The following is a 14,875-nucleotide window of genomic DNA, read 5'->3' on the forward strand; positions in this document are numbered from 1 at the left end:
TTGAAAAATACCTAACTTATTGTTTATGAGAAGTAACACTATAAAAGCTATAGTAAGCCTGCTAAAATCCTATTTTTCATACCACTCATTTATGAGTTTATTGATATCGGAATCCATAAAATCCTTTAGTGGTTGACTGGTTTTTATCTCGGCATTTTTAGGGATACACCTATCTTTACATATTGCGTACTTTATATGAAAGTTAATATCAGCGTATTTCTGATTTGGAATGATATTAGTTTTAAAGGGAAATAACACCATATCTTCATATATGTTACTAACAAATGTAACTTCCCCAACTTTATCTTCATGTTCCTTGGGAGTAGGCCAATGAATATCTATATTGTATGTTTATAGCTGAAAGGAAAGAGAGTAGGTATCAAACCTTATAAAAAAGTTAAAATACCTAAGCTTATTTTTGTATCATGAAAATTGTAGCAATAAAACTTTTCTTGAGCGTACATTCAAGAAAATTATAGCACATAATCATTACTGTAGTTATAGCTAGGGAGCTCTTCGTTATCAGTAGTTATCTCATCACTCTTTTGAATTACGCTCTCACTTTTACTAGGAGAACCTAAACATCTTATATTACCAGTGTCAGGAATTATCAACTTTACTTCTTTGTCGAAAGTCCATAAAACTTTATCTTTTAATTCAATTAATTCAGTGGGTTTCTTAGTGAGGTTCTTATAAATTGCACAGTTGTTTTTAGGATCATCTTTAAGCTTGCCGTCAAAAGTTAAGAAGTGCTCTAAGTGAAGATAGGGTATTTTAGTATTGTTGCCATCTTTATCTATTATCATATTACTCTTATCAACAATTATTAAAGGTGATACCAATTTTGCAACTATAGTTTTACCTGCACATTCTTTTAGCTCTTCTACGCTACGATCTAATACTAGATTAGGACACGTTGTATTCCAGAAGAAATTTTTGTTATGAAGTGCATTTTTATTAAAATCTTTACTGTGATAACATGCACTTTTATTGTTATTATCAGCAGAGAGCTCATTGTAAGGATAACCCTTACCGCTAGTATTTGTTTTACCTTTTCCACTACACCATATACCGCTAGGTAAAAAGTTTGTATAATCTATTGCATTTCCACACTTTGCATCTTCCTTACATTCAAATGTTATAGCAAAATTTGCTGCATAGTATTCCTTAACAGGGTTTGGGTTAGTATAATGCATGATGTTTTCATTGTGTATTAATTCAGGAAAAAATTCCTCCAATAGGTCCTTTATAAACCAACCAGGTTGACAAATGTGCTTAGTAAGAGTAGAATAATTTGCACGTTTTACGCAGTTGTGCATATCATCTGAAGCGTGTGCTGTAGTAATAATCACACCTTCTATTCCTTCTTCTTTTTTTTGATTAGCAGTTTCATTTATTATGTGTTTACATTGATGAGTCATAATTTTATATCAAAAAATTAATATTACTATATTAACATAATATAGTAAATAATTAATGATTTTAATTGCACATAAGGCTTTTAAAGCTCTTTCTCAACTATAGTTGTTAAGCTTTTGCTTTTTAACCTTACTTCTTGTACCACTCATTTATGAGTTTATTGATATCGGAATCCATAAAATCCTTTAGTGGTTGACTGGTTTTTATCTCGGCATTTTTAGGGATACACCTATCTTTACATATTGCGTACTTTATATGAAAGTTAATATCAGCGTATTTCTGATTTGGAATGATATTAGTTTTAAAGGGAAATAACACCATATCTTCATATATGTTACTAACAAATGTAACTTCCCCAACTTTATCTTCATGTTCCTTGGGAGTAGGCCAATGAATATCTATATTTGATATGTTACCCTGACAGTCAAAGGAAGTAGGAAGGCCGAAATCTCCAGGGTCTTTGTAATATATATGCCAACCTGGTTTTATTGTAACCTTTATTGCGCCTTCAATGGTGAGGTTTGCTTTATTTACCTTACCAATGAGCAGATCAAATTTTGCAACTTCTTCTTCAGCACACAATTGAGTGCAAGCAAAAAGTAAAAGTAGGATTGAGTATATACGTATTTTCATAAATACTCTATTTATGAAGAAAATAATTTAAGTTCTATCTATTATAATAAAAATATTATATAAATAATTTGTTAATATAATATTCTACTAATAGAAATATACTAGCAATTATAACTTTCATATATTATTTTTTTATTTTTAAGCAGTTATAATGTTAAAAAGACGTAACAAATATAAATAGTAGTGGCTTTGCATAGAAAATCACAAATTTATTTCCTTTATAAATGTAAGACTTTTTAGAACTAGAAAGATACCTTGGAGCAATTGCTCCAAGGCTCTTGTTTACTTAGAATCCACCCATTCCGCCCATTGCTCCTGCACCCATAGGTGATGAAGCATTTTCTTCTTTGTTTGGTAGATCAACTATCATAGATTCAGTAGTAATAAGTGCGCTTGCTACAGACACTGCCGTTTCAAAAGCAATACGAACTACTTTTGCCGGATCAATTACACCAGCTGTTGATGCATTAGCGTAGTTCATAGCCTCAACGTTGTATATAAGCTCTTTATCATTCTGCTTAATCAAATAGTCAATTATAACAGCAGATTCAAGACCAGCATTTTTAACCAATCTTTTGATTGGGGCACTGAGAACTTTTTTGACAATGTTGATACCTATTTGCTCTTCATCGCTTGAAGCTTTTAGCTTGTCAAGAGCAGATGCAGCGTAAAGAAGTGCAACTCCTCCACCTGGAACTATCCCTTCTTCAATTGCAGCTCTTGTTGCATGAAGTGCATCTTCAACTCTATCTCTGCGTTCTTTTACTTCTACTTCGGTTGCTCCACCAACTTTGAGCACAGCAACGCCGCCTGATAATTTCGCTAAACGCTCTCTCAGCTTTTCTTTATCATAATCAGAGGTTGAAGTTTCAATCTGAGATTTAATCTGGTTAATTCTAGCATTTACTCTGTTTTGTTTATCACAGTCGCTGTCTTCACTAACAATTGTGGTATTGTCTTTAGTGATTTTAACATTTTTAGCAGTACCAAGATCTTCAAGAGTCAAATCTTCCATCTTGATTCCAAGCTCATCTTTTATGACATACTTAGCACCTGTTAAAGCTGCTATGTCTTCGAGCATCTCCTTTCTCCTATCACCAAAACCTGGAGCTTTTACTGCAGCAACTTTTAGACCACGTAATTTGTTGATCACTAAAGTGCTTAATGCTTCACCTTCAACATCTTCTGCAATGATAAACAAAGGTTTACCAGACTTAAAAATAGCCTCAAGAATAGGAAGTAAAGGTTGAATAATATTAAGTTTTTTTTCTGTAATCAGCAAATATGGATCATCAAGCTCCACGCTCATCTTTTCATTATTTGTAACAAAGTATGGAGAGAGATAACCACGGTCAAACTGCATACCAGTTGTAAGTTCAACTTCTAATTCTTTTGAACCCTTACTCTCTTCAACAGTGATGACGCCTTCTTTTCCAACCTTTTTAACAGCATCAGCAATGCTATTACCAATATCTTTATCACCATTTGCAGAAATTATTGCAACTTGTGCAACTTCATCCATTTTCTCTAAAGAAATTGTGCGAGACATTGATGTAATTTCCTTTAATATCACATCTTTTGCCTTCTGTATTCCATTTTTGATACAAATACGATCATTTCCAGCTGCAATTGACTTTGAAGCTTCCATTATCATATTGCTAGTCAGTATTGAGCATGTTGTGGTACCATCACCAACTTTGTCATTACACTGAGAAGCACTTTGAGCAATGGTGCTTACTATCGCAGAGTGTAATGGTTTTTCAGGCTTTATACCTTTCATTACCTTATAGCCATCCTTTGTGACCTCTGGTCCACCATATGGCTTGCTAATTCCTATTGTATTTCCCCTAGGCCCTGCAGTTGCTCCCACCGTTGAGTCAACCATTGCTGCAACTTCACGAAAGGCTTCTTGCAACTGTTCGCCTGATACTACTATGTTAGCCATTTTTATCACTCCTTAAATTAATAAAAAATTTAGAATATTAAAATACATAATGCACTATATAGCGCATTAGTTTAGTAAAATAGGGATACCTACTTGATAACAGCAAGTAGGTCTGACTCCTTCATCACGACATACTTTTCATTATCATGCTCTACTTCTGTTCCAGCCCACTGCCTGTAGAAAACCTTATCACCAGTTTTTACAGTTAAAGCTATACGCTCTCCGCTTGAGTTGCGTGAACCACTACCAATTGCTATAACTTCACCTTTAGTAGGCTTCTTTTCAGCACTTGATGGTAGTACAATTCCACCTTGTTTTTCTTCAGTAATAGGCTTTATTAGCACGTTATCATCTAATACATTCAAATTTACACTTGACATTTATGTTTCCTCATTAATAGATTAACCTATAATTCTATGTAGTCATCTAAAGGTTACATTTCAAGGGTTGGAGTTAGTAAAAGTGTATAATTAAGGTTTGAACAGAAGTTTTATGGGTTACATACCGCTAGCAAACCGTAGTCTAATATCTTTATACGGACTAGATACGAGAGATTTTCTTCAGGGTGTTATAACAAATGATATTAATAAACTAAGTAGCCAGCAGGCAATTTACTCTTTATTACTCAACCCTCAGGGAAAATATCTGTACGATTTTTTCCTCATTGAGCATGATAAATATATTTATTTGGAGTGTGAAAATGCCCATCTACAGCAAATAATTGAAAAATTAGACTTGCTCAAAACTTACCTTAGAGTGAGGATTAAAGACATTAGTTCACTATATAAGGTTGGAGTTTTGTTTGATGCTAAGTTGACGGAGTGTAGTAGTAAGTCACAAGTTATTTTTCAAGATCCAAGGCACAAGCTGCTAGGAATGAGGATCATGCATGAAGATGAAATAAAAGAACCGGTTGGAGATTTTATTCAGTATGAAAAAGTTAGAATTAAAAACCTTGTCCCAGATGGAGCAAAAGATATGGTGCAAAATTCATCATTTCCGCTGCAATATTTAATCGATAAGATAAATGGTATAAGCTTTAATAAAGGGTGCTATATAGGTCAGGAAGTTGTAAATCGAATGAGCAGACAAGAAAAATTCAGAAGGAAACTTTACCTTGTTGAGGGAAAAAATGCACTTCCAAATATTGGCACTAAAGTAATCAGTGAACATAATGAAGAAGTAGGAGAACTACGCTCTAGTGTCGACAATATTGGACTTGCATTGCTTAATACTGGAAAAAGCCACGCAAATTTATATGTCGGTGGAGTTAGTATTAAGACGTTATAAAATATCTATTCGAGTAAAAGCCCCTTTTTCTTGTTTAAGTGTTTGTGATAGTTATCCACAGTATTGTGAATAACTCAGTTGATAACCCAGAGAAATACATATTTTACGCATTATGAGTACTTCGGAGATTCATAATAAAGTGGACAACTCTAAAAAATTATATCAACTTTAATCTTTTTTAGTTGTGATTTTGATATTTTTCTAATAAGAGCCAATAAGGGAGTAAGGAATGGTCTTTAAGTGAAGATTTTAAATACTCTTAAAATAATACTTGAGTGTTTTTGGATGCTAATCTGGGAGTTCAACAGGAACTTTTTTATGCTGTTTTAGAAGAGCAAAAATTGCATTTTCTCTTGCTGAAAGCTTGTGTTTCTTATATTTTCCATAATACACATTATGTAATTTTCAATACTAACAAAAACATTTCCCAATCTTTTAAACAACAACCTGTTGAACCTCCGGATTAGTACTTAAAAGGAACTATTAAAGTACCTCTTTAAGATTAAATTGCTACTTTAAAAACACTTAAAATTTCAACCTTTAGCTCCAATACGACCCTCTATTTGTCTTTTCTTAAAAAACGTTTCTTAAAAAACGTTAAGATATTTATCAATTGAGTAAGTTTTTCTGTAAATATTTCAATCTAATCATACTCTTTTTGATGTCTTTTTTGATCTTTTTCAGAGTTATCCACAGTTTTTTTATTCTCAATTATATATATAAAGCTGCGCCAATAAAAGCCGATATTAGTAATGAAAGACCAGCAGCAGCAAAAAGTCCACTACCAACTCCCATTCCAGCCGTAATACCAACAATAGCACCAAATTTCATTGTTTTATGCTTGTATTTATCTTCTGCCTTTTTTAAAAGCTGCTCTGATTCATCACGGGCATGTTTTCTTGCAGTCATTCCATAATGATCCTTTATAAAAAGATTAGCACCTGCATCTAGTAAAATTTGTGTTACCTCTTTGTCATGACTATTGTGCAAAGAAGTTTTTCCAAAAGAATCTCGTGCATTAACATTAGCACCTTTGTCTAATAAATATCGTATTAACTTCTTCTTCTCCTCCTCTAAGCAATCAAAATCTCCAACTATTACATGCAATAATGTAACCTTATATCTATACTCTCTTTTCTCTAGGCTAAATAGATGATTTATATCAAATTCTTCCTCCTTCCACCTTTGATATGTATCGCAAGCTTCCGTTGAAACGATAAAAAAGGGTGAAGTTACTGCTATTCACTTTTTGTATCGTTTTTAGCAAAAGCTTCCTCCCAAGTGCCTTGAGTTGCTGCACGGCTATACTCTGTTACTCTATTTTCAAAGAAATTTGTATGTTCCACGCCATTTAGTATTTCATCAAGCCACGGAATAGGGTTATCTTTAACATTATATATAGATTTAAGACCTAATTGCGTTAACCTTCTGTTTGCTATGTAACGTATATAATTGCGCACTTCCCCTGCAGATAGCCCTTCAACATCTCCTAAATCAAAAGCAAGACTTATAAATTCATCTTCAAGTTCAACAATAGTGCGACATGCAGAATATAATTCTTCTTTGAACTCGTCATTCCAAATTTCATTATTCTCTTTAATAAACGTATTGAACAAATTGATAATTGAATTGGTGTGCAAGGTTTCGTCACGTGCTGACCAAGCAATTATTTGCCCCATACCTTTCATTTTTCCAAACCGTTGAAAATTGAGCAAAATTGCAAATGATGCAAATAACTGCAATCCTTCAGTGAAGGCACCAAATACTGCTAAAGTTTTAGCAACATGTTTTTTATCGTGCTTTTTACTTTCCTCAAATTCTAACATGTATTCATACTTCTTTCTCATAGCATCATATTTTAAGAATGCTTGATATTCACTTTCTGGCATACCAATCGTATCTAGAAGGTATGAATAGGCTGCAATGTGTATAGTCTCCATATTGGAAAAGCTTGCAAGCATCATACATATTTCTGTTGGCTTAAATATATTTGAATAATGCCTCATATAGCAGTTATTTACTTCAATATCTGCTTGAGTAAAAAACCTAAAAATCTGGGTCAATAAATTTTTCTCTACATTCGAAAGTTTAGTTTTCCAATCTTTCACATCATCAGCAAGCGGAACTTCTTCAGGTATCCAGTGTATCCTTTGTTGCTGCAACCATGCATCATATGCCCAAGGATAATTAAAAGGCTTGTATATTGGATCTGCTTCTAGCAATGACATAAGGTACCTAATTATTTTGAAGTAAATATTATATTAAATGATATTGAGAATCAGTCAATTTAACTTTTTTGAAATTTGACGACAGATAGTTTATCAGTGTATTATGATTTCAAATAATTAATTGACGAAATGCGAGTATTAATATCTTTTATTTTATTATTTACAGTGAGCTGCACTCACACTATTCACAATCACGGAGTTCCTGGCATTAATGTTGAACTGTGGAGCAAAATAAAAGTAGGTGATGATAGAGAAAAAGTGGTTCATACTTTAGGATCGCCAACATTAGTATCAAAGTTCGACGAAAATGTTTGGTACTATGTCTCATATAAAATTAAACAAGCTAACTTCTTGGGAAAAAGGAAGTACAGTAGTAAGTCTCTGCAAATTTCGTTTAATCAGAATGACGAAGTTACAGATATAAGAGAAATCAACGTTGCAGAAAGGTCTTTAGCTGTTGTTGATTGAAAATTTGCTGATCTATTTTTCATCACAAGTAACTAATTTAGGTAACGTAAATTCACCTATTTAGATTCAACCACTATGGATTGAAATCCAAAGATTGAGAGAGAGCATATAATGCTAACTTTTGACTTACCAAATTTATCTTCTTTTTTAGAGTAATTTTCAATATAATTTTTTATCATTTCGTCAGTTACATTTCCGCTAGTCCTGACAAATGTCCATAACCCAGTATCTTTTTTTCAGCTCTGGAAAGTTTTGCTGGATTTTTTTCTGGAACTTTTTCCTTTTATTAACTGCACTAACTTACTAATACTTAAGTATGGGGGTACAGAAACGTATACATGTTGACGCAACTCTACCTCTCTAATTGATTATTTGCACATACTTCTTGTACAACTTCTTTAGCTTTCTGTCCAATATCTCCAACTAATACTGGATATCGATATTTTGTTATCCACACTATGTGATATATATACAGAGTGACTGCTTTTTCTATAATATTCCACATTCTTTGAGATTTTTCACCTTAAAATTATATTCTTAAAAGGATGGTCCAGGGTTTTTCTCCCAAATTTGGAACAATAAAAATTTTCTAAGTTCATACAAAACAAGAAAAAGCAGATTCTCTACAAAAGAGAAAACTTATATTAAAATATTAATTTGTTTTAAAACTAAATTAATGTTAAGATATAAAGTATATAGCTTAATTTTTTTTACAAAAAGCAATGAATATCAATGATTTTAACATAAAGAACTTAACAACAATTTCTATAGTACAAGAAATAAAGAATGGCGTTAGGCTTGTTCCAGACATAATCAAACCTGGAATACAGGGTATATTTTACGCTGCAGGAGGAGCATTATTTACATACGCTTATGGTTTTTTTGCACAACAAAAAAATTATGAAGATGGTTATATGGATGGCTACAAAAAAGGCTACAGTGAAGGATTTAACCAAGGTTATAACAAAGACTTTAATCAAATTGCCTTAATTGCTGGAGCTGCTTGTGTTGGAGCTGGTATTGGAGCTGCATCTATTATGTATTGTACTAAATGTAAACAACAAGATACTCATATTGCTAACGCTCAAATAAACCAGGTAATTTCTAATAACTTAGCTTTAGTTGAGTAAAACCAAGCTAAAAAGCAATCTCATAATCATTATGCTGAGAAAAAATTCATTGTGTAACCAGAAAAAATAGAGATAATGTTTTCTGATATGTTGTAGTGGATTAGGTTCAGGTCCCAGTAGGAGCGAGTTTAAATACTACATAGACTTGTAGCTTTTTTTGCTACCTTTACTGTAAAAAAAAAGGGGTAGTAACTTTGTTAGCATCAGGAGTGTTTGCTGCAGCTCCTTATGTTAGTTTCTTAGCTCCAGTTGCAGCGTTAAGTGTTGGCCTTCCATTTATTATTAGTGGTACTGTATTTTCTGCTCTAGTTTTTGCGCTTTCAGCTGCACTGCAAAGAGCTAACAATTACTTCTTCTTGTTTAGATGCTCAAAATGTCAAAGAAAAAGCTAAAATGCAAAAACAACTAGATAAAAAGGTAGAATACATTATTAATTCTGATGAAGATGCTAAGAAAATGCATCAAGAGCGTAAAAAAAGAAATCAAGAAGAAGTTTTAGATTCTGAAGCTCTTAGCAATTTATTTAAAGAAGAAGGTAATCAACCAAAATTGCATGCAGTAGCAAAAGAAACAGGTGATTAACCGAAACTAAAAGATAGAACAACTCAGATTGTAAAATTTAGTAGTATTGCAACGTACGCATCAGTTATAGTAGCAGCTTTAGCATCAAAGTTGTTTCCAACTCTCGTATGTACTTTAGATCCTGCTTCTGGATTATCTGAGCAGCAGGCACATCTAGGCCAAGCTGATGGTAATTCTACTGTAAATTTACCATCAGCTCACCATGTACCTACTCCACAGACTATGTTGAAAAGTAAAGTTGATGAGTCTCACGAAATGTTAAATTCTTCTTTTAAGAGTGCTAAAAATAATTTCGGTGCATCTCAATCATTTCTTCCAAAGTAGATAACGGTATAGATACATCAAAACGCCAAGGCACTTTTTTTGACTTTCCATAAGATGGTACAAGCCTCCACCTTCTAGGTGGAGAAACTTTAGTTTGTCAATGTCATAACTGTACTTTATAAAGTATAGTTATGACGGAATATGACAAAGGAAAACACACTGTATTTTATCATAGGTACCATATAGTCTGGATTACAAAATATCGGTACAGAGTATTAACTAAGGCTATGAAGGAGAGAATACGAACAATCATAGCAGAAGTATCTGAAGAAATGGGGATTAAGATAGAAAACGGAGTAATATCATCAGATCATTTACATTTATTCGTAGTAATACCTCCTCATATAGCTGTGAGTGATTTTGTTCAAAGAGCCAAAGGCAGGTCTTCACGCAAAATTCAACAAGAATTTCCAGAGCTAAATAAAATCTTACTATTACCCACAAATATAAAGTTCGTGAGCAAGTCGCCATCCTTCTGCTAGATCAAAGAGACGTCTCCATCCTTTCCAAATAGTAATGGGTCCTGGTTCTAGATCATTTTTTCTAGCCAAATGTCCTCCAAGTTGAGCAACCCATGAAACAGCTTCTTTTATAGTAGGAGTTGCATTTGAACATGGTTTTCTATGTATTTTTACATATAGAACTTTCCATTCTTCTTCGGCTAATAAGGTAGTACACGGTAATGTTGGATCAGTTCTTGCAATTGTTGTAATAAAGAAAATTCTCCAAGCAATAATACTCATTACTGTTAAATATCGCATCAACCTTTCTGCTGTTCCAAGCCTACATTCTTCAACTTTGAGACCAGATTTTAAAATTTTATGTAATATTTCTATTTTCCATCTAAGACAATACCACCTAACTTTTTCAACAGCTTCATCAAAGGTATTGACTGGAAGATTTGTTAAAAGCATCCACTCTAGCGGACTTGTTTCAGAAGGAAAGTCTTTTTCAACAACGTAAACTGCATAGTGTGGTAATTTAAGTAATTCTTCTTTCTTATGCCTAATACTATTCTTAGATGGATGCATAATAAACTTTCCGAATCTAACTTCCAAATGTGCTGTTCTTTTTGGCTTATTATCTTTTGCAGGAACTTCAACTTTTACCGTACCTGCACAATGAGAGGATTTAATAAATTCCCATAACTTCTGCTCACCTTTTTCAGGATATCGAGATTTTCTATTTACTGCCCTATCTTTGGAAGCTCTAACTAACACTGCCGAATTAAGATTATGTGCAAGCTCAAAAAACTCATATATATCTGCTTCTCTATCGCATATAGTTATAGTCTCAGTTTGAGTTGAATCAATAATGTTGTTTGTGTTGCTTAAAGTTTCTAACCATTTTATACTCTCTTTATCTTCAATGCGGATACTGTCATTGTTCTTTTTTTTTATGTTTTCAGATTCTTCAGGTCTTGAATAAATTTTTTGATCTAGTATCCCTAGTACCAAACCTTCTATACTAACAGCTAGAGCTGTATGCATTATAATACCTTGACTATGTTTTCTTGTAATAACTCCCAATCCACTTGTTTTTTCATGGTCTGTGTATGAAATATAACTTGTATCTTGGATCACAAAAATTTTTTTATGGGCTTTTGTTCTTTCAACTGTTTTAGCAACGTGTGAAGCTAGAATATCGCCTTCTTTCACGTTCTCATTTTGAAAAAAACGATATGCTGCTTTTGCTTCTGACCAACTTCCACACGCCTGATTGATTGAGCTTTCAGGTAAACTTGTAAAACTATCAGCAATATTTACTAATCGGTCAGTTAACCTTTTATCTCCAAGTACAGCATCTCCAAATTCATTTTCAGCCCATTCATTATTCCTGTTTGCCATTTTTTACCCTCAATGTTTGCAAACTTTAATGTTGTAATACTTTATTTTTATGTCCATTTATATTTGTGGGTAATAGTAAGAAATAAAATGTACTGGGGAAAGCGTTTTTGGGGAAGAGGATACTTTAGTGCTACCAGCGGACATATCACAGATGAAGTCATTAATGAGTACATCAATAAACATACAGATGCACATCAGCCTCATTCTATATCTAGTATAAGATTGGAGTAGCTTTAGCTTCTCACCGCGCTTCCAGCGCTATATCCAACCTTTCGGCTCTCAGCCGATAGTGGTTGAGTCTGTTGAATTAAAAAGGCTAACTACAGAACGGCCAACTCAGTCTGGTCTTGTAACGGCTTACTAAGGATTTTTTAAATATCGATCCTCAAAAAAATCGGCGTAGGTTTAGGCAGTGTAATGTCTAAACCTACGTATGCGTTGCACAGAGATTTTAAATCACGTTGTTCTTTTGGAATTTGCAACTGATCGAGTATCATTTTTGCTGACTTTGGAGCAATTGGCTGCAGCAAAATGCCAATTATCCTTATAAATTCCAGTAATTTGTAGATTACTAAATCCATGAGCTTTCTATCGGTTTTTCTTAACGTCCAGGGTGCACTTTTATCTATGTAAGCATTGGCCTTGGAAGAGATATTGATAATCAGGAGTATAATCTGGTTAAATTCATACTTTGATAGATGATCCATTACTTGATCAATTATGGCTTTGCAATTTGGTAAACTCTCATCATCTTTAAGCAAATTGCGATCGACCACTGGTACAACTCCAAAGCATTGCTTGTGCAGAAATGAAATTGTTCTTTGCACTAAATTGCCTATATTGTTTGCCAGCTCTGAGTTTATGCGGCTGATCATGTTCTTCTTACTGAAATTACCATCTTGACCGAAACTTGCTTCCCGAAGGAGAAAATAGCGTAGTTGATCAACACCAAACTCTTCTGCCAGACCAATTGGATCTATAACGTTACCAAGGGATTTGGATATTTTTTCCCCCTCGTTCAGCCACCAACCATGAACTGCAATTTGCTTTGGCAGTGATAAATCTGCTGCAAGAAGAATAGCTGGCCAGTATACAGCATGAAAACGCAATATGTCTTTACCGATCACATGAACGTTGAAGGAGTTTGTCCAAAACTTCTTATATTCCTCATCTTCTATATTAGGAAAGCCTATTGATGTGAGATAGTTAGTGAGCGCATCTATCCAAACATAAATTACGTGCTTGTCATTCCCTGGTACTTTTATTCCCCAATTAAAACTAGTACGAGAAATCGAAAGGTCAGTAAGTCCTGATTTTACAAACGATACCACTTCATTTTTTCTGCTCTCAGGAAAGATGAAATTCGGCTGATTTTCATATAACTCTAGCAATTTGTTTTGCCAATTTGACAAGCGAAAAAAATAGCTCTCTTCTTTTATCCACTGAACTTCAGCACCTGTTGGTGCTCTGCCATCTATCAACTCTGATTCCTGATAAAACGCTTCATCACGAACTGAATACCAACCTGAGTAAGAATCCAGATATATTTGCCCTCTCTCTTCAAGCCTATTCCATAGAACTATGACTGCTTTTTCATGACGTTCTTCTGTGGTGCGAATAAAATCATCATAATCAAAGTTCATTAGCTCAGCTAATTTTTTGAATGTAACATTTATTTCATCTGTAAATTCTTTTGGCTCTATTCCCTTTACCTTAGCCGCTTTTTCAATTTTCTGTCCATGTTCATCTGTACCAGTAGTAAATTTGACGTTCTTTCCAGCTAATTTCATAAATCTAGCTGTAACATCACAGATAAGGGAAGTATATGCGTGGCCGATATGTGGCTTGTCGTTTACGTAATATATTGGCGTAGTGACGTAAAAGCTCTCAAATTGCTCCATTTTGTACTGTTTAAAGCTTTATCGTATCTGCACTAGTAATAAAAATCAATATATATCCTATCGTATAAGCAATCTGAAAAGCCATTATACCGCTGCGTTTTGCAGCGGTATCCTGTAAGTGATTTACGCTTTAGAGTAAGCAGTTTGCTGTCCATAACCTCCAAAATGTTGTTCTGGATAAGAATTATCAAATGCACCTTTAGGAGGAGCAGTTGGAGCAGTACTATGCTCTTCAAAAGGGTAAGGAGGTGGTGCAACACCATGAGAATAATTTCCATAACCATACCCTTTTCTAGGATAGCTACCTACCGCCTCTTTAGCTCTCTCAATATTTTCTGACTCTTTCTCATGCTTCATATGAAAAGCCACACTACCAGCAAGACACACAAGAGAATTAATGCCAAGAATGACTAAACCCCAAACTGGTAAGACTGGGTTAATAGCACAACCTATCAAAGCTGCTAAAGAAATTGCACCAACTGCAAATTCTATATTTCTGAACATTTTAAGTTTATTATCCAGGTAATCTACCTTTTCTGATTTTCTAGCCGTTTTTTCGCTACTGTTGTACCAAACACACATTAAAGCATGGAAAGCAACACACACAACTACAGCTGCTATACCTAAAGCTAATAATTTCCTGTTGTCTTCTGAGTCTTTTTTCTTATCTTCTCTACTTAGCTGGCCACCACTAATGAAACCAGGATTGTTTATAACTGTAGTACGACCACTAAACAGGTTGCTAAGTAGTAAATAATCCCAAAAATCTAAACCTCTGTTATTGTGTACATATACGTGTGTAGCCTGAGGGCTTGTAGGTTGTTGCCTACTATCACGTCGATCACTTCCTATATTGTGTTCATTAGTTGGGTTATAGCGCCTAAATTCCTTATACGCATTTTCAAAATTTTTATCACTCCAGTCCTCAATATTTTGCATACCACGAGAACGTAAAAATTCTTGAACACCATTGTCACTGCCAGTTTCTTTTATATAGGCAAGTGCATACCTTTTTAAAACACTATCACGCATAAAAGTTACCCCTAAATTAAGATTAAATTAATAAACATTTATTATAGCAAAGTAAAGTTTAATTGTCAATTCAACC

General features: G+C 33.9%; 18 protein-coding genes and 1 pseudogene. 8 read left to right on the forward strand and 11 right to left on the reverse strand.

Annotated elements, in window-relative coordinates:
• Window positions 1-69: 69 nt before the first annotated feature.
• From ABWU33_RS03980 to ABWU33_RS04000, 5 genes are all read right to left on the reverse strand, one after another.
• Complete coding sequence (locus ABWU33_RS03980) at window positions 70-342, reverse strand: protein-disulfide reductase DsbD domain-containing protein (protein ID WP_353281062.1); 273 nt, start codon at window positions 340-342, stop codon at window positions 70-72.
• A 131-nt stretch (window positions 343-473) separates the two neighbouring features.
• Window positions 474-1,421: a hypothetical protein gene (locus ABWU33_RS03985; protein WP_353281057.1), complete on the reverse strand. Its 948-nt coding sequence runs from the start codon at window positions 1,419-1,421 to the stop codon at window positions 474-476.
• Between the two features lie 127 nt (window positions 1,422-1,548).
• Window positions 1,549-2,052 (reverse strand): protein-disulfide reductase DsbD domain-containing protein, encoded by a 504-nt coding sequence (locus tag ABWU33_RS03990; protein ID WP_353281058.1) that lies wholly within the window; start codon window positions 2,050-2,052, stop codon window positions 1,549-1,551.
• Between the two features lie 286 nt (window positions 2,053-2,338).
• The gene (gene groL, locus ABWU33_RS03995) at window positions 2,339-3,997 is read right to left on the reverse strand and encodes a chaperonin GroEL (RefSeq protein ID WP_007302814.1); all 1,659 of its coding nucleotides are present in this window, start codon (window positions 3,995-3,997) and stop codon (window positions 2,339-2,341) included.
• Window positions 3,998-4,086: 89 nt separating this feature from the next.
• Window positions 4,087-4,377 (reverse strand): co-chaperone GroES, encoded by a 291-nt coding sequence (locus ABWU33_RS04000; protein WP_007302813.1) that lies wholly within the window; start codon window positions 4,375-4,377, stop codon window positions 4,087-4,089.
• Window positions 4,378-4,489: 112 nt separating this feature from the next.
• Between ABWU33_RS04000 and ABWU33_RS04005 the strand changes: the two genes are divergently transcribed.
• Complete coding sequence (locus tag ABWU33_RS04005; RefSeq protein WP_353281059.1) at window positions 4,490-5,287, forward strand: YgfZ/GcvT domain-containing protein; 798 nt, start codon at window positions 4,490-4,492, stop codon at window positions 5,285-5,287.
• Window positions 5,288-5,998: 711 nt separating this feature from the next.
• On the opposite strand, the gene ABWU33_RS04010 is transcribed toward ABWU33_RS04005, so the two are convergent.
• Window positions 5,999-6,394, reverse strand: coding sequence for an ankyrin repeat domain-containing protein (locus ABWU33_RS04010; RefSeq protein ID WP_211908336.1), 396 nt, complete (start codon window positions 6,392-6,394; stop codon window positions 5,999-6,001).
• A gap of 131 nt (window positions 6,395-6,525) precedes the next feature.
• Window positions 6,526-7,515, reverse strand: a complete 990-nt coding sequence (locus tag ABWU33_RS04015) for a ribonucleotide-diphosphate reductase subunit beta (RefSeq protein ID WP_250120355.1) — start codon at window positions 7,513-7,515, stop codon at window positions 6,526-6,528.
• Window positions 7,516-7,644: 129 nt separating this feature from the next.
• Between ABWU33_RS04015 and ABWU33_RS04020 the strand changes: the two genes are divergently transcribed.
• Window positions 7,645-7,983, forward strand: a complete 339-nt coding sequence (locus ABWU33_RS04020) for an outer membrane protein assembly factor BamE (protein ID WP_250120356.1) — start codon at window positions 7,645-7,647, stop codon at window positions 7,981-7,983.
• Window positions 7,984-8,039: 56 nt separating this feature from the next.
• Here the strand turns inward: ABWU33_RS04020 and tnpA (ABWU33_RS04025) are convergent.
• A pseudogene (tnpA, locus tag ABWU33_RS04025) lies at window positions 8,040-8,486 on the reverse strand (IS200/IS605 family transposase).
• A 219-nt stretch (window positions 8,487-8,705) separates the two neighbouring features.
• Between tnpA (ABWU33_RS04025) and ABWU33_RS04030 the strand changes: the two are divergent.
• From ABWU33_RS04030 to tnpA (ABWU33_RS04050), 5 genes are all read left to right on the forward strand, one after another.
• Window positions 8,706-9,113 carry a hypothetical protein gene (locus tag ABWU33_RS04030; RefSeq protein WP_353281060.1) on the forward strand — a complete coding sequence of 136 codons (408 nt, stop codon included), beginning with the start codon at window positions 8,706-8,708 and terminating at the stop codon, window positions 9,111-9,113.
• A gap of 194 nt (window positions 9,114-9,307) precedes the next feature.
• Window positions 9,308-9,505, forward strand: coding sequence for a hypothetical protein (locus ABWU33_RS04035; RefSeq protein WP_211908331.1), 198 nt, complete (start codon window positions 9,308-9,310; stop codon window positions 9,503-9,505).
• 1 nt (window position 9,506) lies between these two features.
• Window positions 9,507-9,695 (forward strand): hypothetical protein, encoded by a 189-nt coding sequence (locus tag ABWU33_RS04040; RefSeq protein WP_246433213.1) that lies wholly within the window; start codon window positions 9,507-9,509, stop codon window positions 9,693-9,695.
• Window positions 9,696-9,785: 90 nt separating this feature from the next.
• Window positions 9,786-10,019 (forward strand): hypothetical protein, encoded by a 234-nt coding sequence (locus tag ABWU33_RS04045; RefSeq protein ID WP_246433212.1) that lies wholly within the window; start codon window positions 9,786-9,788, stop codon window positions 10,017-10,019.
• A gap of 131 nt (window positions 10,020-10,150) precedes the next feature.
• Complete coding sequence (gene tnpA, locus ABWU33_RS04050; RefSeq protein ID WP_353280351.1) at window positions 10,151-10,501, forward strand: IS200/IS605 family transposase; 351 nt, start codon at window positions 10,151-10,153, stop codon at window positions 10,499-10,501.
• On the opposite strand, the gene ABWU33_RS04055 is transcribed toward tnpA (ABWU33_RS04050), so the two are convergent.
• Window positions 10,454-11,866, reverse strand: a complete 1,413-nt coding sequence (locus ABWU33_RS04055) for an IS4-like element ISWosp2 family transposase (RefSeq protein ID WP_264686125.1) — start codon at window positions 11,864-11,866, stop codon at window positions 10,454-10,456. The two genes, tnpA (ABWU33_RS04050) and ABWU33_RS04055, sit on opposite strands and share 48 nt — an antisense overlap.
• Before the next feature lie 12 nt (window positions 11,867-11,878).
• On the opposite strand from ABWU33_RS04055, the gene ABWU33_RS04060 reads away from it, so the two are divergent.
• Entirely contained in the window at window positions 11,879-12,097 is a 219-nt protein-coding gene (locus ABWU33_RS04060; protein WP_353280353.1) for a transposase, read from the forward strand.
• Window positions 12,098-12,237: 140 nt separating this feature from the next.
• Here the strand turns inward: ABWU33_RS04060 and metG are convergent, their stop codons facing one another.
• Window positions 12,238-13,767 (reverse strand): methionine--tRNA ligase, encoded by a 1,530-nt coding sequence (gene metG, locus ABWU33_RS04065; RefSeq protein WP_250120358.1) that lies wholly within the window; start codon window positions 13,765-13,767, stop codon window positions 12,238-12,240.
• Between the two features lie 123 nt (window positions 13,768-13,890).
• Window positions 13,891-14,799, reverse strand: coding sequence for a hypothetical protein (locus ABWU33_RS04070; protein WP_353280338.1), 909 nt, complete (start codon window positions 14,797-14,799; stop codon window positions 13,891-13,893).
• Between the last annotated feature and the right edge of the window lie 76 nt (window positions 14,800-14,875).

Source organism: Wolbachia endosymbiont (group B) of Cyclophora punctaria, assembly GCF_964028235.1.
Classification (GTDB): domain Bacteria; phylum Pseudomonadota; class Alphaproteobacteria; order Rickettsiales; family Anaplasmataceae; genus Wolbachia.